Genomic DNA, 24,391 nt, shown 5'->3' with positions numbered 1-24,391 from the left:
TTAATAACTATCTACCACTTGGATATATTCGCCGAATAAAAATCCTTTTTTACCATCGCTTGTTTTGACTTGGTACCAAAAATCTTCCATTTCTTCACCTTTGCTATTGGTGATGATGTACTTCCTGGGTTCTCTGGATATAATTTCGACTACAGAATTTCCTTGTAAACCAGTGATCACTTCTGATCGTTCATTCGCTTTGGAACGTAAATTCAATCGATCCGATACATTGATAATCGCATATTGTTTTGCAGCTTTTAATTTTTTTAAGTTTGCACTAAGATCCGCTAGATTTGGGTGATTTGGGTTCGACTTTTTGAATCGGATTAATGTTGGAATGACTTGAGCAGGTTTAAAATTAGAAATTGCATCAAATGCTTCTTTGCTAATTTCAGTGTCTTGGCTTGCAAGTAATCCTTCAATTGCTAATAAAGACTCATCTGTTTTAAACTTACCAGCACTGTACAAACATGCCATGACAAAATCTTTATCTTGGTTAGAACAAAATGGTTTTACATACTTCCATTCATCCCAAGCATTAATGTTTCCTAATCCCCGAATCGCTGCTAGTTGAGTAGGTTTGTCTTTCCATTCAATTGCATTTCGGAAAATGGGCGCATTACCACTGCGACCAACTTTAGATAATCCTTGGACACTATAAAAACGAATTTTTTCACTTTTGTCTTTTACCCCTTTTTCAAAGTAAGATTGTGATTTTGAATTTCCGATTTTTGCAAGTGCCTCAATAGCGGCTTCTCTCACATAAATATCATCGTTATCGAAAGCTTTTTGTAATTCGTTGATTCCAGCCTTTAGTTCACCTAAAGAACTTGCCGCTTGCGAACGAATTTTACTAGATTCGCCTTTTTCCAATTGTTCAGTAATGGGTTTAACAAATTTCGAATCCCCTGACTTTCCCATTTCCGAAAGAATGGAAATCTTATCGCTATCATTTGTTGCATTTTTGAGATCTTCTTTGAGATCACCAGCAAACAAACCAAAACTGATAAATATTGACAAAAATAAAAGGAAATTCTTCACATAACTCTCCATTGGTTGACTCTCACCTGTATTTCGACAATTATCTGGAAAAATTATGGAGTTGTCAAAGAATTAAAATAAGATTAAGAAAACTAAAAATCAACTTTCAATCCTCTTCGTTACGAATCGGGATCCCTTCTTTTTTTAGAATCTTAAGGGCATTTGTGGAACCGGAAACTCCCTCGCGAATTTGGTAATCGAAATCCATTTGTCCGTCTTTTTCTAGTTCGGTGAAATGGAATCGTTTTGCCCAAGGAACTTCCGCTAGTTTTAAATCGTGAGTTGTGAGAAAGACGATGGCTCTTTTTTCTCGTAGTACAGAAAGAATTTCCCGTGTTGCAATAAACCGTTCTTTGGAATTGGTTCCTTTTAAAATTTCATCCAAAAACAAAACTGGTATTTTTTTAGAACTCTCTGCGTTATGGATGATCGACGATAACCTTCTGACTTCACTGTAGAAAAAAGAAACTCCATCTTCCATCGAATCTTGAGATCGGATGAGAGTATGAATCTGAAATTCTGGAAATTCAAATTCCGAACCAAGAACGGGTGCACCTGAACCGGCAAGTAACAATGACATGGCGATGGACCTAAGGTAAGTAGTTTTCCCACTCATATTGGATCCGGTAACAATCATTAAATCTCCAGGTTCCATTTTGGTAAGTGGATTGAATACACGACTGGATTTAGGGAGCAGGGGATGTACCAGACTTTTCGCACTTAAGTTTCCAGCCGATGATGACCCTGCAAAACTAGCTTCTGGAAACAAAAATCCAAAATTCACGAAGGGCAATAGGGAATCAGTTTTTATGATTTTGATTCGGAGATCATTCCAAAGATTTCCAAATTTACTTTTCCATTTCTCGAGGGATTTGATTTTCCAAAGATCCCATAAACAAATAAGATTCAAAATCAAATGTGGTAAAGGAGAAATGAGTAACTCAGAAGAATCACCGAGAGAAGAAATTCGACCTATCATTTGTTTGGTGGGTTTTCTATTTTTTGCCAAATAAACGAAAGTTTTTTGAAACCTGGAAGCCCCTGAAGAGAGCGCCTTAATTTCTTTCCATTGTTTTAAAGAATCATTTCGGTAGGTAACAAACAAAATTCCATTGATGAGGAGAAGGAGTGGGAGGAGAGGTAAGTCAAACAACAGTCCCAAGGACAAATACACGGGTGAGAATACACCCCAAATAGGGAAAAATCCCTTTAAAAACCTTCTTTTTTTCCAAAAAGAATCTTCTGCATTTACATAAGTTAAAGGAAACTTTTCATTTGTTTCCGCCTCAGGTATTAAATACTTACGAAGGAGATGGTATGCAAAATAAGAATTTTTTTTCAGGATGTTTTGAATTTCATCAGGATGAAAATTTAGTTTTGTATCTTCGATGGATTCTTGTAAAAAACGTTTGAGGTAAGTCTGAAATCCCACTTCTGTGATGGTGGTATCATAAACCCCCAAAAACCCTTGTTTGGTGCAAAGATCCAAATCAATGGAAAGAGGATGGTTACGCACAAATTCAGGATATTCCCAAACTTCTCTTGTTTTGATTTTTTTGAATTCGCCTGTTAGTCTAGAAAGTTCTTCTAAAATAAAACTTTGTGTTTTTTTTACATATTGGATTTGAATTTTTCGTTTTGAATACAACCTAACCAAATACACAAAAGGAAGAAGGATCAGAAGGGAAAATAAATATTCTTTCCAGGTTTCTTTGTTTAGATAACAAAAAAGAACTGCCGCAGAAAAAACGGTAAAGGTAATGAACCGGAGTATGGATACCCGCTTTAGTTTTTTCGAAAGGGATTGGATTTTTTTTTGGTAACGTTTGTTCCTACGAATTAGGAACAAATAAGTTGGATTAGTGGAAAAGAGGTCGTTCGTAATTTTCTTCTTCCCTGCGAGAAATCTCTGTATCTAGGACACGAATGAGACTTCCTAAGTCATTTAATCTCCATTTGTCGATGAGACGACCTTTGTCTCGGCCAGAAAATTTATTCAAATACAGGGTGCCAAATAGGTCTTCCCCGTACTCATAAGCAACGAAACGCCCGTTCCGTCTGCCAGTAGAATTTTCCAATCGAATCGTCATGAACGAATACCAAAAATCAGATAAAAAAAAATAGTACAAGCAAAATTTTTTGCTTCAGGATATTCATTTTCCGGCGATACATATATTGGGGAAAGGCTACTTACCACGGATGGTTGGGAACCTTAAAAGACAAATACCCCGGAAACCGGAAAGCACGGAGGCTTGTATGGATTTCTATCCCGATATGAATTTGGAGTTTAAAAGCTCCTTTACGAAGACCAACCAGTTTTTAGCCAACACACAAGACGAAACCCTTCTCCCACAAATGGGACTTGCGGCACGTAACCTACTCAATCTCGAACAAATGACCAAACTCCGCGAAATTCGCAAACGCCATTTGAAAAAAGGACACCAACGCGAAGGGTTCCACTGGGACTAAATCCCTAAATTTCTCTTGACCATCTAAAAGTAGGCCCTATCATTAAGACCGCTTTTAGATGGAGAGATATGGCAAATAACCTAGCAGACGTTTATAAGGAATCCGCAGAAAAATTCGGTCCAAGACCAGCATTCTGGTATAAGAATGCAGAAAAGGATTACCAAGCCCTCACTTACAAAGAACTCTACGAAGACGGACTGGCACTTGCAGAAGCCCTCATTGATTTAGGAGTTAAGGCCAGAGAACACGTTGGTGTTTTGGCTGATAACCGTATGGAATGGATCATTGCCGATTGTGCAGTGCTCACGGCAGGTGCCGCAAACGTTCCACGGGGTTCTGATATTACCGATTCCGAAATTGTTTATATTTTGAATCATTCTGAAGCGAAAGTTGTTTTCGTGGAAAATGACAAAGTTTACGAAAAATATAAAAATAACAAATCTCAGGTGAAGTCGGTAAAAACCGTCATCATCATGGACAAAGACACCAAATTAAAGTCAGGTGCTGGAATCCTCCATTTTTATGATCTCCTAGAAAAAGGGAGAGAAATGCGTGCCAAAGGAAAACGAGAAGCGGAAAAACGAATGGCCGGAATCAAACCGGACGATTTGTACACTCTCATTTACACTTCTGGAACAACAGGAATGCCAAAAGGTGTGATGCTTATGCATTCCAATATGATCCACCAAATGCATTACGTGGTTCCGCGTGTTGCTAAAGTAACACCTGACGATCGTATGTTGTCTATTCTTCCTGTTTGGCATATCTTCGAACGTGTTGTGGAATACTTTGCCATCATTAATGGTGGTTCGACTTACTATACAAAGGTAACAGAACTTCGTAACGACATCCAAAAAGCAAGACCTACCTTTATGGCTTCGGCTCCACGGGTTTGGGAAAGTATTTATAACGGGATTTACACTCGTATCAATGACCCAAAACAAACTCCTCCTGTCCGAAGATTTTTGTTTAAAGTAGCATACTTTTTTTCAAAACACTATCATTCAGCAGTTCGTTTCCTCAAAGGTTGGGAAGTGGATTATGAAGGAAGAAATATCATTCAATCTTTGGCATTGTCCATTGTATCCTTCATTAAATTGTTGTTAACTGGCCCTTATACAGTGACAATTCTTTCTTTAGCGGCAGCACAGTTTGGTTTACCAGAAGAAAGTCCTTTGAAAACCCCTCTGTATGTGGTAGCAGGCCTTGGACTTATTTTTAACTACCTCACTCTTGACCGAATTGTTCTTTCTAAAATTCGCCAAGCAACAGGCGGACATTTGCGTGCGACACTTTCCGGTGGTGGTGCTCTCCAAAAACACGTAGATGCCTTTTTTATGGATATTGGGATTACAGTGCTCGAAGGTTACGGTATGACAGAAACAGGTCCTGTGATTTCCGCACGAACATTTGATCGTCCGATTATGGGTTCTGTGGGTGATATTGTTCCACTCAGCCAAGTACAAATTCGTGATGATGCGGGAAATGTTCTTTGTCATATCGACGACAAAAAGAATATCATCTTTGGTAAGTTAGGTGTAAAAGGTGTGGTTCATCTCAAAGGGCCTCAGGTAATGAAAGGATATTACAAAAATCCAGAAACTACCAAAAAGACCATCGTGGACAATTGGATGAATACCGGTGATATCGGTATGATCAACTTCAAAAAAACACTGACCCTCACTGGTCGTGCCAAAGATACGATCGTACTTCTCGGTGGGGAAAACGTAGAACCAGTTCCTATCGAAAACAAAATTGATGAATCACCTTACATCAAACAATCGATGATTGTGGGCCAAGACCAAAAAGTTTTAGGTGCCATCATTGTTCCTGATTTTGATGCACTGGTTCCTTGGGCTGAAGAAAACGGAATTTCAGAAAAAAATCCTGAGAAACTAATCACCAATCCAAAGATCGTTGATTTTTACAAAAAGGAAGTTCGTAATTTTAACAGTGTTAAAACAGGATTCAAAAACTTCGAACAAGTACAGTATGTAACACTCATCACAAAACCTTTTGAGGTTGGAGATGAACTTACTAACTTAATGAAGATGAAACGACACGTGATTACAGAAAAATACAAAGACAGAATTTTGGAACTCTACAAAAACAGTTAATATGAATCCTTTTGCAGAGATCTTTCATGGGGAACGCATCTTGGAAATCAAGATGCAGTCCAATGAAAAGAATACTTTCGATTTCGAAGCTTTTGTATTATTCGAACAAATTTTGAACAAACACGCAAACAATCCAAATTTGCGTGTTTTACTTTTTACATCCGCACAAACACAGTTTTTTTCCAACGGAATTGAACCCACACTTATGTATGGAAAAACGGAATCCGATGTTCGGAAATCCGTTGAACAATTGTTAAGAACTGCACAAACCTATTTCCATTTTCCTGTTCCTACGATTGCTGTGGTGAATGGACATTGTATGGCGGCAGGGGCCGTGTTCGCTTTGTTTTCAGACTATCGGTATATGGTGGACAAAGGGGCAAGGATTGGATTTTCCGAAGCCATTGTTGGCCTAAACTTTCCATCCATTCCTACGATTGTTTTACAAGATTTAGTGGGTGTCAAAGTCACTCGTGACCTTCTTTACTCAGGGAAACAAATCAAAGGCCCTGAAGCCAAAGAAATTGGTCTTGTGGATGAATTGTTTACTGCAGAAACGTTGTTTGGTGAATCCTTAAAATTTGCTGAGACACTTTCCAAACTCACAAACAATTCTAGTCGTGGAATGAAAACTGCCCAAAGAGAACCTTACCGAAAAAAAATGGAATCTTTGTTCCAAATTGATGCAGATCTTTTCACAAAAGTCATTCTGTCTCATGATGGACAAGAAGGGTTCCATTCCCTCATCGAAAAACGTAGGCCTAAATTCATCACTTGAATTTAGGTTTACCTTTCCAAACGATTAGAAAACTTCTTATCTTTTTTCTTTTCGTTTGGAACCTTGTGATGTAAAGATGGGTCTTACTTTTAGGCGCTATTCGCTTAAACTTTGAGGTAACTTGCATCTTTCTGAAATTTCCATCCGCAATCCTATCTTTTCTTGGATGATGATGTTCGCCATGGTTCTCCTTGGCGCTATCGGACTTTCTAGACTTGGGCTCTCTCAGATGCCCAATGTTGACTTTCCTGTAGTCAATATTGTTCTCACATTACAAGGTGCTAATCCCTCCGTAATGGAGTCAGATGTAGTTGATCCGTTGGAAGAAGTTCTTTTGACGGTGGAAGGTGTCGAAGAAATCCGATCTACTTCTAATGAAAGTGCTGCAACGATTACCGTAGAACTTGGATTAGATAGAGATGTTGATGTTGCTCTACAGGAAATCCAAACTAAAATTGCACAGGTTCAAAACAAACTTCCCGATGCACTTGATCCCCCAATATTATTAAAAGCAAATCCGGATGATACACCGATCATTTGGGTTGCTTTGACTGCTGAGGGAAAAACGGATCAAGAGAAGATGATTTTTGTGAAATCATACCTCAAAGATAAATTTCAGAAAATTCCTGGAGTTGGTGAGATTTTACTTGGGGGTTATGTAGATAGAACCATCAACGTGTATTTGGATCCTAATCGGTTGGCTCGCAATGAACTAACCGTAGATGACATAGCAAATACATTATTAGAACAAAATATTGAAGTTCCATCAGGTAAATTAGAAAACAAAAAATCAGAAGTTTCACTTCGCGCCGTAGGTGACGTACCTACAGTGGAACAACTTTCTAATATATATATCAATTCACGTACTGGTTCGGCAATGTACCGCCCGGTGAAATTAAAAGATGTCGCATCCGTAGAAGATGGGTTAGATGAAGTAAAAAGAATTAGTCGGTTTAATCGAATCCCAGCAGTGGGTTTGGGTATTAAAAAAATCAAAGGTTCTGATGCCGTTGCCGTTGGAAAAGCAGTAAAATTAAAAATGGAAGAACTCAAACCTTTTTTACCTAAAGGTTATAATTTGAGTATTGCTAATGATAATACAACGTTTATCAGCGAATCAGTTGAAGAACTTATTTTCACTTTAATTCTTTCAATCATACTAACTGGTTTAGTTTGTCGTTTATTTTTAGGAAGTTGGAGTAGTACAGGAAATGTTTTACTCGCTATACCTACATCCATCATAGGAACATTTTTAGTTTTATATATACTCGGGTTCACATTAAATACATTCACATTACTTGGATTGTCACTGGCAGTGGGAATTGTTGTGGACGATGCCATCATGGTGCTTGAAAACATTAGCCGTCATAAAGAAATGGGTAAAACTTGGTACCAAGCATCCCTGGAAGGTGCAGCTGAGATCCGTTTTGCGGCACTTGCAGCCACACTAGCAATCATTGCAATTTTTTTGCCCGTTGCCTTCATGCAAGGAGTCATCGGCAGGTACTTTTTAGAATTTGGAATTACCGTAGCTGTAGCAGTTGTGTTATCTTTGTTTGAGGCACTAAGTTTTACGCCTATGCGTGCTTCCAGATACAAAGACAAAGAAAAATCGAAATCAAAACAAAAACTTCAAATGACGAATGAAGTATCAAATTGGAAAACAAATCGATGGATCCAATTGTTTTTAAAGTTTTGGGATCGAATCGGGATTTTTAAAATTTTAGATCCAATCATGGAAACCTTTCTTAAAAAGGCAGAAGTATTTTATGAAGATACACTAAAGTATGTAATTCGATATCCTATTACAATATTAGTTGTTTCCACTTTGGTATTTATATTTTCCCTGGGATTTTTTTTGTTATTAAAAAAAGAATTCATTCCATCCCAAGATTTGGGTAGGTTCATTCTACGTGCTAAATTACCTGTCACAACCTCAATTCAGGGAACAGACTCCGCTATGCGGAAGGTAGAAGAATACTTACTTTCTAAACCAGGAATTGAAAGATACATGGGAAATGTAGGAGGGTTTGATGGATCAGAATCGAATGCTGCTATGTTTTTTGTTTCGATGCAATCCATGGGCAAACGACCTATCAGTTCTAAAACAGGAAAAGAAATCACACAAAATGAAATTTTTGAAGATTTGCGTAAAGAATTAAAACCTATCGTACCAGAAGCAAAATTTACGATTATAGACATCTCACAACGTGGTTTTAGTGCAGGGCGTGGTTATCCAGTAGAACTTGTGTTAACTGGCCCTGATTGGGATGTTTTGGCAAAAGTCTCAGATAAAATAAGGCTAAAACTGGAAGAAGAAGCTGTTTTACAAGACATCGATACAGATTATGTTTTGGGACAAGACGAACTTCGAATTTTACCAAACCGCGATGCCGCCGCTGTAAGAGGTGTGAGTATGGCTAATATTGGCAATACAATTGGACCTCTTATGGGAGGAAAAAAAGTAAGTAGATTTACCGAAAATGGTAGGAGTTATGATGTTCGAATCAAAATTAATAAAGAACAAGGTGAAAATGCAGACATCATACCTAATATCAAGGTAAGAAATACTTATGGAGAATTCATTCGTTTACAAGAAATTTTGGTATTTGAATCCAAAAAAGCCTTGAAGAGCATTACAAGAGTTAACAGGGACAGAGCGATAAAATTATTTGGAAACCCTCCTATCCAATTAGGACAAACTGTATCCATGGAAAAATCTATTAAAATTGCAAAAGAATACCTTCCTGAAGGATATTCCGTTGCCGTTTCAGGATCGGCTAAAACTGCGAATGAATCAACTAACGGTTTGGTCTTTGCACTTTGTTTAGGAATTTTAATTTCTTATATGGTACTCGCAAGTCAGTTTAATAGTTTGAGACAACCGTTATATGTCCTCCTTGCTATGCCTTTTAGTTTTTCTGGGGCCCTTGTTGCACTGTATGTAACGGGACAGACGTTTAATATGTACAGTTTCATCGGCCTAATCATGTTGTTAGGTCTGGTGAAAAAAAATTCTATCTTACTTGTTGAGTTTGTAAATTTTGTACGATCCCAAGGTAAAAACATAAAAGATTCCATATTAGAAGGTTGCCCAGTTCGTTTGAGGCCAGTTCTTATGACCTCGTTTGCATCCATTGCAGCGGCCATTCCTCCTGCACTTGCATTGGGACCTGGGGCAGAAACAAGAATCCCTATGGCTGTGACTATACTCGGCGGTTTGATACTTTCCACTCTCATTACCTTTATTGTGGTTCCCGCAGCTTATGTACTGTTTGAAAAAGAGAATCCAAAATGAATTTAGTTAATAGTTATTTATTTCGATTTTGTTTATTTTTAGTGGGTTCTCTTTTGGTTTCCTTCTGTTCATCTAGTCCAGATATAAAAGTAGGTGATGGAGTTGTTGAAGATAGTTTAAAAAAAATAACTGGCGTTACCACAAAGGATTTAGAACGAACATTATCTAAAAATTCGATGGGTTTGAATGATTTGTTTGTTTTAGCTGTGGAAAAAACAGAAAGAATCGCACTTAAAAATGAGGCTACAAACCAAGCTAAGTATGGCAAAAATAAAGCCATGGCTGGGTTTTTGCCCACCCTATCTTATGTTTACAATAAGTTCTATTCAATTCCTGGTCATACTGCTGATCCAACTCCTTTGGATAATTATAAAACATACCAGGCTATACAAAGTGAGAATTATGCATCTCTTTTGCCGTCACGAACAACTTCATCCAATCTTCCTCCAACCGTAGGAGCAGGTTCTCGTTTGTTACTAAGTTTTCCATTATCAAATGGGCTTTTAGCTTACCAAGATTACAAAGCATATACAAGTTTAGCAGAACAAAGGAGAATGGAAGCCAAGTTCGAAGCAGGGCGAATGTATATGGAGATTGCACTAGCTTATTATAATGTTTTGCAATTGGAAGATAGTCTAAGCCAAGCGGAAGAATCTCTAGGTTTACATTTAGAAGCTGCGAAAGAAAAAAGAAGACTTTTTTCTCTTGGAAGAATACTTCGTTATGAACTCTTAAATTCTGAAACAGCAGTCACTAATGCCCAGGCAGTATTAGAAGATACAAGGTCACAACTGGAACAAGTTCAACTGACCTTATCGACTATGGTCGGAATGGAATCTAAGATCACTTTGGAAAATTCGGTTCCTCGTTTTAAATCACCTAATATTGAAAATGTGGATGATGTTTTAGTGAAACGATATGATGTGATTTCATCCAAAAAAGGAATAGAAGTAGCCAAAGCAAACGAAAGTAAAGCTTTGTTCGGTTTTGCACCTAATGTTGCTGTAAATACTTTTTATTCATTTCCTACACCCGGGCAAACACATACTAAAGATGTGACAGCTCAGCTCGCGATTACCATGCCACTCACACCGCTTACACAATATGCAGATTTAGAGATGGCAGAATCGGCAACCAAACAAGCAAAGTTGACCGCTTCACAAACAAGAAGGGCGGCCGTTCAAGAAATCCAAAATGCGATACAAAGTTTAAAAAATTCAGAAAAGTTATTTGGGATTTATGAAAAGGCATACCAGTTTGCATTAGATACATTAAAGAGCCAAGAGTCGGCCTATCATTTGGGACGGACAAGTTTGGCAGATTTAATCGGAACCAAAATTAGCACCCTCAACTCCAAAATGGCATTACAAAAAATGGATTACCAAAGGCATTTAAATCGAGTGGTACTAGGTGTTGCCACAGGCGAATTGCCCCTCCTTACAGATTCACAATCTTCTGATGAATGATTTAGAGCGATGGATTTAAACATTGTAATTTGTCTAATATGTTGTACAAATCCAACATTCTGAAGATGATATGACGGTTACAGTCGTTGTTCAAAATATTTGGTTTGAAAATCTGGATTTTGATACTATAACGATATAGCTAACAAGTTTGAGGAAAAAAAATGGCAGAAAATCATTATTATAACGCAAAAGATCTTGGAAAATTTGGTGAGATTGGACGTACGAATCCTGCTCTAGCAGAAAAGTTTTTTGCTTATTACGGTGCTGTAATGGCGGAAGGTGCACTTACGGAAAGAGAGAAAGCTCTGATTGCCTTGGCAGTTTCTCATGCATTAAAATGTCCGTATTGTATTGATGCCTATACATCCACTTCTCTCCAAAAAGGTGCCAATGAAGCACAGATGAATGAAGCAGTTCACGTGGCTGCAGCAATGGCAGCTGGAATCAATTTAGTTCATAGTGTTCAAATGCAAAACAAAATAGACGAACTTTCTTTTTAGTTATGGAAACGAAGGAACAACTTTCCACCTTACAATCATTTAGTGGTAAAAAGTTTTCCGATTCTGTCGGACATTCTATTCATGCTCGGTCTCTAAAAATTTTCCAAATTAATGTTGGCAAATGGTGTAACCAGGCTTGTCGGCATTGCCATGTAGATGCGTCTCCCATCCGAACCGAGATGATGGATAAAGCCACAATCGATTTGTGTTTGGAAATCATTGAAAAAACACCGGGTATTGAAACCGTAGATATCACGGGTGGAGCGCCAGAAGGAAATCCATATTTTAAGGATTTAGTTTTGGGTGCAAGAAAACTCGGCAAACGCGTGATGGATCGTTGTAACTTAACCATCCTTGAAGAACCAGGATATGATTGGTTGTATGAATTTTTAGCATCCAATCAGGTGGAAGTTGTATCCTCATTACCGTCATTCATTGAAAGTACGACGGACAACCAAAGAGGAAAGGGAGTATATCAAAAATCCATTACCGCATTGCAAAAGTTAAATGCTCTTGGTTATGGAACCAAACTACCTTTAAATTTGGTTTATAACCCGAATGGTTTATTTTTAGGTTCAGGGCAGTCTGTTTTAGAAAGAGAATACAAAGAAACTTTGCAAAAAAAATACGGAATCGTATTCAACCAATTGTTTTGTATCAATAACCTTCCGATCAGCCGATTTTTAGGAGCTCTCGTTCGGGGTGGTAAGTTTGAAATGTATATGGAAACTTTAGCCAATGCCTACAATCCTGCAACTGTAGAAGGTCTTATGTGTTTGGATCAAATATCCGTAGGATATGATGGTTCCGTTTATGATTGTGACTTCAATCAAATGTTAGATTTGAAAGCACAAAACGTAAAACATCTAAAGGATTTCGATTTGCAATCCTACCTTGGTCGAGAGATCGTAGTAGCAAATCATTGTTACGGGTGTACTGCCGGTGCGGGATCCAGTTGTGGTGGGGAGATTGTTTAGATGTCGATTCAAAATGAAAAAGACCTTCAAGGGATATTAAAAGCAGGAAAGTTTGTCGCAAAGGTTCGTGAACTTTTAAAACTTCTGGCTAAACCCGGAGTGTCTACTTTGGAACTAGACAACGTTGCAAAACAGGAATTTGAAAAGGCAGGAGCATTTTCTGCGCCTAAGTTTGATTATAAATTTCCTGGTTATACTTGTATCAGTACCAATTTTGAAATCGCACATGGGATTCCTAAAAAAGAAACCATCTTAAAGGATGGAGATTTAGTGAATATAGACGTTTCTGCGAAACTAGATGGTTATTATGCCGATACAGGAATTTCTTTTGTAGTCGGTACAGCAAACGAAACACTTCAAAAACTTTGTGAAACAGCAATCGAAGGAACGATGCGTGCCACAAAACAAGCGTTTACTGGAAATTATTTACGAAACATTGGAAGAGAAATTCATTCTGCCGCAGTAGAAAATGGATTTACTGTGATTAAAAATTTAGCCGGACATGGAACGGGAAAAAAACTCCATGAAGAACCCCAAGTTTTGGTTTATGAAGAAAAACGTGACCAAAGAAAATTGGGAAATGGTCTTGTTCTTGCGATTGAATCTTTTATTTCTACTGGTAGCCAAACTGCTTATGAAGAAGAAGATGGTTGGACACTGGTCGCAAGTAACCGTCGTGGGGAACTCAGTTATGTAGCTCAGTGCGAACATACTGTCATTGTCCAAAACGGAAAACCCATCATCGCTACACTTTAAGACTCATTGGATTCTTTAGAAATCATTGAGTCGGGAGCCTCACAAGAAGAGGCGAGAGGTGTTCTTGTTCTTTGGCCAAGCACTGGTGGCAATGCGAGATCGTTTCGGATTCGTGATAGTGAACTAGAAGTACTAGGCCTTAGGCTTGTTCGTTTCAATCCTCCTTCTCATGGAAATTCAAAGGGAATCTACGATCCCAAAACCGCCATATCGTTGTTAAATGTTTATCTGAAAGAGCGCGGATATACAAATAAAGAATTGTATGGGATCGGGCATAGTGGAGGAGGGGCTGCCCTCATGATGTATGCCAAAGAAGTTCCCTTTCAAAAATTGTTTTTACTTTCTCCCATTTTGGATAGTGTCCTTAGCCTTCGGTATTTATACGAATCAGGTTCCATTGAAGAGTTTAGTCGCCTCCTCTTAAAACCCGGAATTTCAGATGAAGAAAAACCCAACAAACAGATATTAGAGACTCTTTCGAACTCTCTGTGGTTAGAGGGTGGAAATGTTGGTCATCTGAATGTTCCCATCCAAAACTCTAGAATTCGGTTAGATGATTTATCTCAGTTTTTAAAAAATCTTTTTTTACCTGGGTTTGTGGTAGATACCTCCGTCATTCAAAAAAGAACTCATTACACAATCTTTCTACCGAAAGTTGATAAGTGGTTTCCGAAAGAATACAGCGTCAGTTTTGCAAAAGAGAACGGACTGAACTGTATCGAAATTCCAGAAGCCCCTGACCATTTTTTTTCATCCTCATGGCTTACCGTTTGGAAACAGATCCAAAAGATTGGGTTTTAAAAGAAAGCATTCAGATCCAACCAAGAATTTCATTTAATTAGTTTACAAATGAATTAGAGTCATTTAGAATCTCCACCTGTATCTTCAGAACTAAGATGATTTGGTTCTGATACAAAAGGAGGATTTGTGGAAACCATTTATCTTACACTCATCGGATTTACACTTTGGGCATTGGGGCTTGGAGTATTTTTAACTTCATATCGAAGTGTACAAGTGTTACTTGGTAAAAAGAAATCAAATGAATTCCCTGCGGGGATCCAACATGGTTCTGATTTTTATTGGAGAATCAACAGAGCTCACCTCAACAGTTTGGAAAACCTTCCCTTATTTGTGGCAGTGGTTTTTTTAACAGCCAACTTAGGTATGATTGATAGTTTTGTAAACCAAGCTGGCCTTGTGATTTTAGGAGCAAGGGTTTTACAATCCCTCACTCATTTAACTTCTACTAGTGTATGGGCAGTGAACATTCGGTTTACATTTTATATGACCCAAATATTCACTTATATAGTTTTACTGGTGCGTCTTTTTTAGACACCTTCCCGTTTGAGGTCACGACCCATAAGAGCTTTTACCACTTCTTTTGGGTCTTTATCTTCGTATAACATTCGATAGACTTCCTGGGTGATGGCCATCTCCACACCCAGTTTGTCAGAAAGATTTTTTGCAGAAAGTGTGGTTTTGACACCTTCCGCTACTTCATTCATAGAAGCTAAAATTTCTTTTAGTTTTTCGCCCTTACCCAATCGAAATCCAACAGTTCTGTTACGCGATGCTTCCCCGCAACAAGTGAGAACCAAATCCCCCATACCAGACGGTCCAAGGAAGGTCATAGGATCGGCACCCATTTTGATTCCTATCCGCGAGATTTCGTTTAACCCGCGTGTGATGAGAGCGGCCCTCGTATTTTGTCCAAACCCGAGTCCATCAGCAACTCCTGCAGCAATGGCGATTACGTTTTTTAAAGCACCGCCTACTTCGACACCCACAACATCGGGGGTCCAATAGGTTCTAAAATAAGTAAAACTAAAGATCTCTTGCACTCGTTTGGCGGTGGCTTCGTTTTTAGATGCGATAGAAACAATGGTTGGAACTCGTTTCACCATTTCTTTGGCAAAACTGGGGCCTGAAAGATACGAGAGTTGGGAATGGAATTGTCCAGGAAGTTCGGATTCAAAAATTTCCGATACCAGTCTGAGGCTTTCGTTTTCTATCCCCTTAGAGGCAGAAACGATAGGCACCTTTGGAGGGATATGATCCTTAATTTCTTTTAAAATTCCCGAAAGCGCATGGCTTGGAGGAGCCGAGACAATCATCTCCTTGTCTTTCACAACATGGATGAGGTTCGTATCCGCTTTTAATTTCTCCGGAAGCACCAAATCGGGCATTTGTTTGGAATTCATATGGTTTTCATTGATGGATCTTGCTTGATCCTCGCTTCTTGTCCAAAGGGTCACGTCATAACCCTTGTCCGCTAAAATACTACCTAGTGCAGTGCCAAAACTTCCGGCGCCAATGATACCAATCTTCATGAGTTCTGTATTCTAAATCTGCTTTCCAAAAAGGCAATAGAAAATAAAAATTAAAATATGCTTTTAACGGATCTTCTCCGTTTCAATCCGCTGAATCTCTTTTTGCCACCCAAAGTGGTCCCAAAGAGTAATTATAAAGTTACCCTGCTTTTGGGTAGCTTACGAAAGGTCATATCGACAGAAATCATTGCGGAGGATCCCGATTTAGAGAGTTTGGAAGTCTCTTCTGCCAAGGGTGAAGTCATTATGACTGGAGTTTACCGAATGGGTTGGCTCTGGATCGCTCGTTTTTTGAAAGTGGAATCGATTAAATACCGAGTCCGCCTAAAACCTGTTTCCGTTAAAGACAACAAAGCTCGTTTGAAAATTGTTGGGTATCGGGTTTGGGATACAAAACCAAGACGATTCGACTTTGTTAGGTGGTTTGGTAAAGTGGATCCTTTCCATAAAAAAAAGGTTTTTGAATCCATCTTAAATGCAGCACCTCATCTACTTTCGATCACTGGTTTACAGTGGGAAATTTTATTCGATCTAAATTATTTTTTAAATTTGGTTCCCTCCATTGCCGGAAAAATTGATATCCAATACATCATTGGAGATAATAACGAACTATATATTTTTGTAAGATCTTCCACCATCTTAAAACCACTTGTGGATTTTTTTGGTCCTGAATATTTAAAGATCGATTATATTGAAGAAGACCGAGACATTCAGATGTTACTTTGGGAAAATGAATAAATGAAAATCATTTATCTAACGGATATCCATGATGGTCTTCATGGTTTGAAACGAATCCTGCAAACAACAGAAGCAGATTTGTATTTGTTTTCCGGAGATATTATATATAAGGCATTTTTTTCTTTTGATCGTATCATTGATTTTTGTGGAGTACAGGAAGAGTTATATTATTTATTAACGGAAAGAAAGGATGATTCTACTCCTTTTGATTTTACAACTCATGCCATTCGTTTTCCTGAAAAGTATTCCACTGCCATTGTAGAAAAATCCCATAAGTATCGAGACTTGTATAAACTTGCTGCCAAAACGATGAAAGAAAAATATGAAATCATCGAAAAACTTATCATCAAATATGCAAAGTCGCCTGTGTATTGTTTGCCGGGAAATTATGATTTGGATTTACAATACACAGAACTCTACCAACGCGAAGTTCATCGAAAAAGTTTTGATTTTGGAAATTTAAAAGTTTCTGGTTATGGTGGTGCTCCCATTTGGACATCTGGGATTCCTGAAAAACTAACAGTTGTTTTCCATGAATATACCAAAAACGGAAAAAACTATAGCGAACCGGAAGATTTTTTTCGACAAGAAATGCCAGACATTTGTTGGATTCATAACCCGGCTTATGGATATTTTGATAACATTCCTGGTGTAGGAAAATGTGGAAGCCAAGGGATTCGTCGGTATTTGGATGATGAATCTCCTTCTCTTGTGGTTTCAGGTCATGTCCATGAAGACCAAGGAATCAAAAAAACAAGAAACACAGTTTTTATCAACCCATCTAACTTTGGTGCCGTAGATTCCTTACATGGATTTCAAGAAGGTGGGTATTATGCAGAAATCATTTTGGATGGGAAAGATGTCGTACAATCGAATCTTTGTCAATTGCGAGGAGAGGATTGGCATACACTGATCGAAGTGGATTGTACTGAAAAACATTTGAAACTTATTTCACAAAATCCCATTTCCACAGTGAGTTCAGAAGATTACATTCGAGGTAATTAAATGGTCACCTTTCTTACGATTTGTGGTGTCCTATTTACAGTAGCTTTCTTTTTGTATGCCCTTTCTGCTGTTGACAACCAAAGTTTAGACAAAAAGGAAAAGGAACGTCTCGCAAAAGAAGGAAATTTGCGTGTAGGTGATCCGAGAAAAGTTTACGGAAAGGAAAAAGATCCAAAATTACCGCGCCTTCGCCTATGTCCTGTTTGTGGGACTGTATTAAACAAAAACGAATTTTTATATGCTGCCATTTCTGCTTATACAAACAGTGAAGGAAAAAAACAGGCTCAAATTTATGGATGTAAGTATTGTTATTTGATTTTGGATTCAGAAAAAACGAATACGGATTCTTCTCCCGCAGTTAATGACAATGGCTTTGGGCCCCCCACACCCACGGATGAGTTATGAAACAAGGACTTGATTTATCACAAAGTTTATCTTCTCTCAAAGGGATTGGACCCAAACGAAAGTCGGTCCTTCTGGAACATGGAATCTCAACTTTCTTTGAACTCCTGACTTATTTTCCTCGTCGGTACCTAGATCGTAATTTTACAAAAGACATCATTTTAAAACAAGGGGATGTGGTCACCTTACTTGGTTCCATTGCTGATAGTTATATTGTACATGGAAAAAAAAGCCGGTTACTTGTTGGGTTTAGAACCTTAAATAATGAAAGAATCAATTTGGTATTCTTTCGCGGTGTAAATTTTTTTCATAAGATATTCACAGTCGATCGAAAGGTTGTGATTTCGGGGAAACTTGAATACTTTAAAGGTTATCAAATTGTCCATCCCGAGTATGAATTTTTGTCGGACAAAGATGATCCGGAAGATTCCATCCATGCAGGTCGAATCATTCCTCTTTATCCTTCTACGGAAGCACTCAAAGAAGACGGTCTTGATTCCAAAGGATTACGAAAACTCATACATCAAGTTTTGGAAGGGGGAGAGATCACGGAAAATCTCCCACAAAAACTAGTCAAAAAACGATCCTTGCTTGGTCGTGACAAAGCCTTTCATGAAATCCATTTTCCTGAAACCATGGAAGCCGTACAAATTGCACGGAAACGATTTGCTTATGAAGAGTTTTTTTATTTCCAAAGATTATTGTTATACAAACAAAGAGAACGTCAAAAAGTAAAGCGATTGTTATGGCCACTACCCAAATCCCCTTCCAGAGAGAATTTGGAAAAAAATCTTCCCTTCGAATTGACAGAAGATCAAAAAGTTGCTGTAAATACCATTCTATCCCAAACGAGTTCAGATTCTCCGGCTGCCTTTTTACTCCAAGGGGATGTGGGTTCTGGAAAAACCATTACGGCCTTACTCATTGGTCTTCACTATATTGATAATCACATCCAAGTGGTATTTTTAGCTCCGACGGAAATTTTAGCACGCCAACACTACCAAACCATTTATAAATTTATGGGAAATATGCCATTCCTTGGCATTGAACTGCTGCTTGGTGGAGAAAACAAAAAAACTCGTTCGGAGAAACTGGCAAGGATCAAATCGGGCGAATCCAATATCATCATTGGAACACATTCCTTACTACAGGAAGATGTGATTTTTTCTGACCTTGGGCTTGTTGTGATTGATGAACAACATAAGTTTGGAGTGGATCAACGGGAAACCATACGTTCGAAAGGAAAAAATCCTGATATCCTCGCAATGACGGCCACACCGATCCCGCGAACTCTTTGCCTGACTTTGTATGGGGATCTATCACTCGTAAATATAAAAACCAAACCCAAAGGCCGTAAACCCATTGATACAAGATGGTATAAAGAAGACCGAAGGACAGGAGTTTATAATTCGATTCGTAAGTATGTAGGATCGGGTAGACAGTGTTATATTGTGTATCCCTTAGTAGAAGAATCAGAAAAGGTAGATTTGGAATCTTGTACGGTTGCTTATGAAAATTTACGAACCAATATTTTTCCTGATTTAAAAATTGGTTTGTTACATGGGAAAATGAAAAGTGCAGAAAAAGAATCTGTTATGGAAAAATTCAAATCGGGAGAAATCCAAATCCTTGTGACAACAACAGTTGTGGAAGTGGGAGTGGATGTTCCCAATGCCACTATTTTAGTAGTGGAACATGCCGACCGGTTTGGAATTTCCCAATTACACCAGTTACGTGGTCGCGTGGGAAGAAGTGATATCGAAAGTTTTTGTATTCTAATGACCGGTGATTTTATTAGTGATGAAGGACGAGATCGGTTGGAAGCACTTGTTGCTTCTAATGATGGGTACTATTTGGCAGAAAAAGATTTAGCCATCCGAGGACCTGGTGAACTTCTCGGAGTCAAACAAAGTGGACTGCCTGAATTTAAAATTGCCGATTTGGTATCGGATCGTAACTTACTTGATGAAGCCAAAGAAGACGCTTCTTCTTTTCCTTTGGACGATCCAAAAGAACTGATGGAATTGAGTACAAGATTCAGCGAAGGCAAATTTTTATTTGCTAATTAATCCGTAAATTTTTAATGAACTTAACTATGTTCCGAACTAAGTATGTATCTCTGTTGTTTGTTTCTTTCTTTTTAGTTTGCGGAGAAAAACCAGTCAAACCATCCAAAACGGATTTGTATTTAGGTCTTGAAAAAACCTCTTATTTGACTGGTAAATTTAATTCACCTGGGCCGTTAGCGCCTGTTATCCTGGAAGAAAATGGAAAAGACCATTTTCTAAGGCCGGAAGTAAAAAAAGCCCTACATCAAATGGTCAATGATTTTGAAGATTCCAAACCAAGTTCTTACAAACAACATATCTTTTTAGTATCTTCTTTCCGTAATTTTACTCACCAAAAAGCAATTTGGGAATCTAAGTTCACTGGTAAAAAAGCCATGCGTATCCCCATCAAAGGAAAAACTCCAGAAGAGATCATCGGTTTGATTTTAGAATTTTCTAGTGCACCTGGAACCTCTCGTCACCACTGGGGAACTGATTTCGATATCAATGCATTAGACAATGCTTATTTCGAAGAAACGGGAAAAGGGAAAATCCTTTACGATTGGCTCAAACAAAATGCAGCAAAATATGGCTTTTGTCAACCTTACAGTAGTTTATCGACTAGGAACAATAAGGGATACCAAGAAGAGAAGTGGCACTGGTCTTACGCTCCTATTTCTAACCAACTCACCAAAGAATGGGTTAAGGGATTTGAATCAGGAGAGATTCAATTGACGGGAAGTTTTTTAGGTGCTGATGTTTTAGGGAACCGGGCTTTGGATTATGTTCGTTCCATAAACCCGGATTGTGAAAAAATTCAAAACCCTTCGTTATAGGGTTTTGTAAAGGCTCCACATACTAGAAAGTAAAGTTTCTGCATCACTGTAAATAGGTTTCCAATTCAAAAGTTCTCTCGCTTTTGCAGAGGATGCCAATAGTTTTGCAGGATCGCCCGCTCGCCTAGGGCCTGTTTTGTGAGAGATGGTTTTACCAACTACTTTTTCAGAAAGATCAGCCATTTCTTTAACTGAATAACCAGCTTCCGATCCTAAATTTACCGTTAAACTTTGATTTTTCGATATGATATAGTCCAACGCCAGAACATGAGCCTTGGCTAAATCAGAAACATGGATGTAATCACGAACACAAGTTCCATCTTCTGTTTCGTAATCGGTTCCAAAAATTTCATAACCATTACGAATTCCAGTTGCTGCTTCCATAATGATAGGTAATAAATTGGCGGGAGTTTTTTCAATACCTCTGATTCTACCTTTGGGATCGTAACCTGCTGCATTAAAATAACGTAATCTCGCTGATTTTAATCCTTTTAATTTATCAAACCATTCTAAGTTTTCTTCAATACATAACTTTGTATATCCGTAGTAGTTTTCTGGATTCAAAGGATGTTTTTCGTCGATAGGAAGGTATTTTGGTGCTCCATACACTGCTGCTGAGGAAGAAAAAACAAAGTATTTACAATCATACTTTACCATTGCATCTAACAAAGTAAAGGTTCCATTTAAGTTGTTCATTGTGTACTTTAATGGATCTGTCATGGATTCACCAGCAGCTTTCCAAGCCGCAAAGTGAAATACCGCATCGATTTTTTTTGTAAATGCCTGTTTTAAGACTTCTGGATTTTGGATTTCCCCTTTGATGAATTCATTTCCTGGAAACAAATTAGCTTCGTTTCCTTTTTCCATATCATCAACAACGAGAATTTCATGTCCAAGTTCCATAAGTTCTAAAACGATATGGCTTCCAATATAACCGGCTCCCCCGGTAACGAGAACTCTCATTCTTCGTCAGATCCACCAGAAACAAAACGATGATCGACAACACCACGTTTGCTTGTTTCAAAAAATTGGATGATCTTTTGGACTTCTGGTGCAGGATTTGGGTCTTTTTTTAATTCGGTCAGCGCTTGTTTGGTATTGAATCCACTGTGGTAAATAACTTTGTAAACGCGTTTGATGGCCAAACGAACATCAGCAGAAATTCCTGCTCGTTTCATTCCCACAACGTTCAAACTAACAACGGCACCGGGATGTCCGTCGACAGTTGCATAAGGAGGAACATCTTTGACTACTTTAGTAAGTCCAGCTAACATTGCATAATCAGAAACTCGGACAAATTGGTGGACACCCACGGATCCGGAGATAAAAACTTTATCACCAATGACAACATGACCGGCAAGCATTGTGTTTTGCACCATAATGTTATGGTCACCAACAATTACGTCGTGAGCAAGGTGAACGTTTCCCATTAGATAGTTGTGATTCCCAACGGTCGTAGCTTTTCCTTCCACAGTTCCCCGGTGGAAAACAACATTTTCTCTTAGAATATTATGGTCACCAATTTCCAAATAGGTTTTGGTTTCGGGTTTGAACGCTAAATCCTGTGGTAATCCACCGTAACTTCCCCCAGAAAAGAGTTTATTGAACTTACCAATGCGTGTTCCTGCGTGGATTTTGACATGGGATTCAATGACGGTTCCTTCGCCGATTTTAACATCTTTCTCAATGATACAAAATGGTCCGACTTCTACGGACTCATGGAGTTCCGCCTTCGGATCGATGATGGCAGTGGGGTGAATTTTCATAGTGTTTTACAAAAAAATACGGTTCCGAAGCCATGCAAATGATTTTTTAAAATGTAATTTACACGCTTTTTAGAGTCTGTTTACTTTTGGTAGGAAGGTGCAACTTGCTAATAGATTGGTCTCGAATAGAATCTTTAGTGGATATGAACGATCCGGAAGACCAGGCTTGGTTAAAAGAGATGATGACCTCTCTTTTAGAAAACATGGCAATTCGGGTTCAAAATTTGGGTGGGCTTCTCGTGTCCAAAGAACCCAAGGAATTGCAGGCGGAGTTACACCAAATCAAAGGTGTGGCTGCCAATTTTGGTTTGGCCGCATTATCTGAAGTGGTAGTCAAAGCCGAAGGTTTTGCCAAAACTGGTGAGATTGATTCCGCAGTGGAAGAAGGTAAAAAAATTGCCGCTATCTGGGAATCCACCAGACAAGAATTAGAACAAAAGTTTTCTAAATAAAATCCATTAGTTTGCGGTCGCTATTTCCACGGCCGTCTTACTACCGTTATAAACTCCCTCTACAATATTTTTTATGACTGATTCATTCATCCGAAGTAACAAGTCATCCGATTCTGTAAATATTTGAATTAGTTCTTTTGCATGGATCACTTCACGGCATTCCACAGTTCCTTCACCAAGTTCTAAAGATCGAAACACAGATGCTGCTTCGTGATCACCCACTCTTCGAATGAATAGTTTAGGTACAGGATAGAAGGCGAGCTCCGAAGGTTTTGTGACAAGGACATCTGCAATGCGGATGAGTTTGTCCGTGGCAGAAAAAGCTTCCGTATGTGATGGAAAATGAAACAAAACCACTGGTGGATTGTTTTCATTATCTTCAGAACGAAGAGGATGGCGTTCGATAAATTTAATTAAATCTTCCCAAGTGTTGATGGATAAGTAAGGAATTTTTTGTAGAATTAAATATTCTTCAATGGATTTGAGAACTTTGGAATGATCACCCGTATTGATCCAAAAAACTGCTTTTTTATTCTGTAGATTCTTTTTACTCAAACGGATTAAATCTAATACATAACCTTTTTGTGCTCCTGCTCCACCAATCGGAATGAGAAACCTTCTGCATTTTTTTGCATCAATCCTACGAACACGATTTTCACAATCGGTGACAGCATTCGACAGGACATCTTCAGAAACCCAATGACCTGCGACTGCAATGTTTTCTTTTGGAACTCCCATCTCTATAAACTTTGTGTAAGCCGAAGGAGTTTGAACTAAGTTGAGTGCCCCCGGTACTAATAAATAATACTGCGGGTAGTTATCACAAATCAGATGGATTGTTTTTTGAAATCCTGAAGCTACGGATATTTGACCATTTAACGGATATGTGGTGATGATAGGGGAGTCAGTGGGAATTCCATTCATAAGTCCTTTATAAAGTTCTGCCAATTGGCAAGAGAGTTCTAATGAGGTTAAATTTCCTTGTGACATAAGCACACCCCACAACCATTCCACAGGACCACCAATTTCTGCACTGAGGCGAGAAAAATAACTATAACCAGAATCAATGTCTGCAATGGCATTGGCTTCTGGCGATTGGATTGCCAGTAGGTCGTGCAGGTAAGTAGGAATTTGTTTTTTTAAGGAATGTGAATAAACAGAAAGAGCCATCCTGTGGTGGCCGTAACCCATACGAATGCTACCGACCACCAATCGTTTTTGGATGGGATTTGTGCCTTTGTCGGAAATGAGTTCTAATCCAGGATACAACTCAGATGGCGAGGAATACAAAGAAACGGAAGATTTGCCGATAGAATACCTTTTTTGGAGGATCCCACGAATGAGACTTGCTGTTTGTTTGGATAAAAAGCCGGTTTCCAGGCCGAACATGGGTTCTCGATTCATGCAGGAAG

The 24,391-nt window shown here is 38.5% G+C and carries 23 protein-coding genes; 16 read left to right on the top strand and 7 right to left on the bottom strand.

Annotation, left to right across the window (positions count from 1 at the left end; translation table 11 throughout):
* The 3 genes from EHQ16_RS04670 to EHQ16_RS04660 form a co-directional block, all read right to left on the bottom strand.
* Nucleotides 1–1,041: a HEAT repeat domain-containing protein gene (locus EHQ16_RS04670; RefSeq protein ID WP_244241928.1), complete on the bottom strand. Its 1,041-nt coding sequence runs from the start codon at nt 1,039–1,041 to the stop codon at nt 1–3.
* A 106-nt stretch (nt 1,042–1,147) separates the two neighbouring features.
* Entirely contained in the window at nt 1,148–2,671 is a 1,524-nt protein-coding gene (locus tag EHQ16_RS04665) for a MutS-related protein (RefSeq protein ID WP_135635573.1), read from the bottom strand.
* A 229-nt stretch (nt 2,672–2,900) separates the two neighbouring features.
* The gene (locus tag EHQ16_RS04660; protein WP_100743326.1) at nt 2,901–3,131 is read right to left on the bottom strand and encodes a hypothetical protein; all 231 of its coding nucleotides are present in this window, start codon (nt 3,129–3,131) and stop codon (nt 2,901–2,903) included.
* 166 nt (nt 3,132–3,297) lie between these two features.
* Here EHQ16_RS04660 and EHQ16_RS04655 point away from each other — a divergent pair, with 166 nt between their 5' ends.
* The 10 genes from EHQ16_RS04655 (at nt 3,298) to EHQ16_RS04610 (ending at nt 14,734) form a co-directional block, all read left to right on the top strand.
* Entirely contained in the window at nt 3,298–3,510 is a 213-nt protein-coding gene (locus tag EHQ16_RS04655; protein ID WP_238734641.1) for a hypothetical protein, read from the top strand.
* Between the two features lie 68 nt (nt 3,511–3,578).
* Nucleotides 3,579–5,627 (top strand): AMP-dependent synthetase/ligase, encoded by a 2,049-nt coding sequence (locus EHQ16_RS04650; RefSeq protein ID WP_135635201.1) that lies wholly within the window; start codon nt 3,579–3,581, stop codon nt 5,625–5,627.
* Nucleotide 5,628: 1 nt separating this feature from the next.
* Nucleotides 5,629–6,405: an enoyl-CoA hydratase/isomerase family protein gene (locus tag EHQ16_RS04645; protein WP_135635203.1), complete on the top strand. Its 777-nt coding sequence runs from the start codon at nt 5,629–5,631 to the stop codon at nt 6,403–6,405.
* 166 nt (nt 6,406–6,571) lie between these two features.
* Nucleotides 6,572–9,703 carry an efflux RND transporter permease subunit gene (locus EHQ16_RS04640; RefSeq protein WP_244241987.1) on the top strand — a complete coding sequence of 1,044 codons (3,132 nt, stop codon included), beginning with the start codon at nt 6,572–6,574 and terminating at the stop codon, nt 9,701–9,703.
* Entirely contained in the window at nt 9,700–11,169 is a 1,470-nt protein-coding gene (locus tag EHQ16_RS04635) for a TolC family protein (protein ID WP_135635206.1), read from the top strand. Before EHQ16_RS04640 ends, EHQ16_RS04635 begins: the two co-directional genes overlap by 4 nt.
* 161 nt (nt 11,170–11,330) lie before the next feature.
* Nucleotides 11,331–11,669 carry an arsenosugar biosynthesis-associated peroxidase-like protein gene (locus EHQ16_RS04630; RefSeq protein ID WP_135635208.1) on the top strand — a complete coding sequence of 113 codons (339 nt, stop codon included), beginning with the start codon at nt 11,331–11,333 and terminating at the stop codon, nt 11,667–11,669.
* Between the two features lie 2 nt (nt 11,670–11,671).
* Nucleotides 11,672–12,646 carry an arsenosugar biosynthesis radical SAM (seleno)protein ArsS gene (gene arsS, locus EHQ16_RS04625; RefSeq protein WP_135635210.1) on the top strand — a complete coding sequence of 325 codons (975 nt, stop codon included), beginning with the start codon at nt 11,672–11,674 and terminating at the stop codon, nt 12,644–12,646.
* A complete protein-coding gene (gene map / locus EHQ16_RS04620) occupies nt 12,647–13,402 on the top strand; it encodes a type I methionyl aminopeptidase (protein WP_135635213.1) in 756 nt (251 codons plus the stop codon).
* A gap of 6 nt (nt 13,403–13,408) precedes the next feature.
* Nucleotides 13,409–14,203 carry an alpha/beta hydrolase family protein gene (locus EHQ16_RS04615; RefSeq protein WP_135635215.1) on the top strand — a complete coding sequence of 265 codons (795 nt, stop codon included), beginning with the start codon at nt 13,409–13,411 and terminating at the stop codon, nt 14,201–14,203.
* 126 nt (nt 14,204–14,329) lie between these two features.
* The gene (locus tag EHQ16_RS04610; RefSeq protein ID WP_135635217.1) at nt 14,330–14,734 is read left to right on the top strand and encodes an MAPEG family protein; all 405 of its coding nucleotides are present in this window, start codon (nt 14,330–14,332) and stop codon (nt 14,732–14,734) included.
* Here EHQ16_RS04610 and EHQ16_RS04605 read toward each other — a convergent pair.
* Nucleotides 14,731–15,732, bottom strand: a complete 1,002-nt coding sequence (locus tag EHQ16_RS04605; RefSeq protein ID WP_135635219.1) for an NAD(P)H-dependent glycerol-3-phosphate dehydrogenase — start codon at nt 15,730–15,732, stop codon at nt 14,731–14,733. The two genes, EHQ16_RS04610 and EHQ16_RS04605, sit on opposite strands and share 4 nt — an antisense overlap.
* Before the next feature lie 57 nt (nt 15,733–15,789).
* Here EHQ16_RS04605 and EHQ16_RS04600 point away from each other — a divergent pair, with 57 nt between their 5' ends.
* Genes EHQ16_RS04600 through EHQ16_RS04580 form a run of 5 tightly spaced genes read left to right on the top strand, consistent with a single transcriptional unit; the run spans nt 15,790 to nt 20,761 of the window.
* Entirely contained in the window at nt 15,790–16,470 is a 681-nt protein-coding gene (locus tag EHQ16_RS04600; protein WP_135635221.1) for a hypothetical protein, read from the top strand.
* Entirely contained in the window at nt 16,471–17,475 is a 1,005-nt protein-coding gene (locus tag EHQ16_RS04595) for a metallophosphoesterase family protein (protein ID WP_135635223.1), read from the top strand.
* The gene (locus tag EHQ16_RS04590) at nt 17,476–17,880 is read left to right on the top strand and encodes a hypothetical protein (RefSeq protein ID WP_135635225.1); all 405 of its coding nucleotides are present in this window, start codon (nt 17,476–17,478) and stop codon (nt 17,878–17,880) included. It abuts the gene before it with no gap.
* Complete coding sequence (gene recG, locus EHQ16_RS04585; RefSeq protein WP_135635227.1) at nt 17,877–19,946, top strand: ATP-dependent DNA helicase RecG; 2,070 nt, start codon at nt 17,877–17,879, stop codon at nt 19,944–19,946. Before EHQ16_RS04590 ends, recG begins: the two co-directional genes overlap by 4 nt.
* A gap of 14 nt (nt 19,947–19,960) precedes the next feature.
* Nucleotides 19,961–20,761, top strand: coding sequence for a M15 family metallopeptidase (locus tag EHQ16_RS04580; RefSeq protein ID WP_244241927.1), 801 nt, complete (start codon nt 19,961–19,963; stop codon nt 20,759–20,761).
* Here the strand turns inward: EHQ16_RS04580 and galE are convergent.
* Together galE and lpxA are read right to left on the bottom strand one after the other, a co-directional pair.
* On the bottom strand, nt 20,756–21,724 hold the full coding sequence (gene galE, locus EHQ16_RS04575) for a UDP-glucose 4-epimerase GalE (RefSeq protein ID WP_135635229.1): 969 nt from the start codon (nt 21,722–21,724) through the stop codon (nt 20,756–20,758). The genes EHQ16_RS04580 and galE overlap by 6 nt on opposite strands.
* The gene (gene lpxA / locus EHQ16_RS04570; protein ID WP_135635231.1) at nt 21,721–22,527 is read right to left on the bottom strand and encodes an acyl-ACP--UDP-N-acetylglucosamine O-acyltransferase; all 807 of its coding nucleotides are present in this window, start codon (nt 22,525–22,527) and stop codon (nt 21,721–21,723) included. The genes galE and lpxA overlap by 4 nt, the downstream gene beginning before the upstream one ends.
* A gap of 143 nt (nt 22,528–22,670) precedes the next feature.
* Between lpxA and EHQ16_RS04565 the strand changes: the two genes are divergently transcribed.
* Entirely contained in the window at nt 22,671–22,979 is a 309-nt protein-coding gene (locus tag EHQ16_RS04565; RefSeq protein WP_135635233.1) for an Hpt domain-containing protein, read from the top strand.
* Between the two features lie 6 nt (nt 22,980–22,985).
* On the opposite strand, the gene EHQ16_RS04560 is transcribed toward EHQ16_RS04565, so the two are convergent.
* Complete coding sequence (locus tag EHQ16_RS04560) at nt 22,986–24,368, bottom strand: DUF6938 domain-containing protein (RefSeq protein WP_244241926.1); 1,383 nt, start codon at nt 24,366–24,368, stop codon at nt 22,986–22,988.
* Nucleotides 24,369–24,391: the final 23 nt, after the last annotated feature.

The organism is Leptospira kanakyensis (genome assembly GCF_004769235.1).
Classification (GTDB): domain Bacteria; phylum Spirochaetota; class Leptospiria; order Leptospirales; family Leptospiraceae; genus Leptospira_A; species Leptospira_A kanakyensis.
Note: the sequence above shows the minus strand (reverse complement) of the source record. Positions and strands in the feature narration are given on the sequence as shown.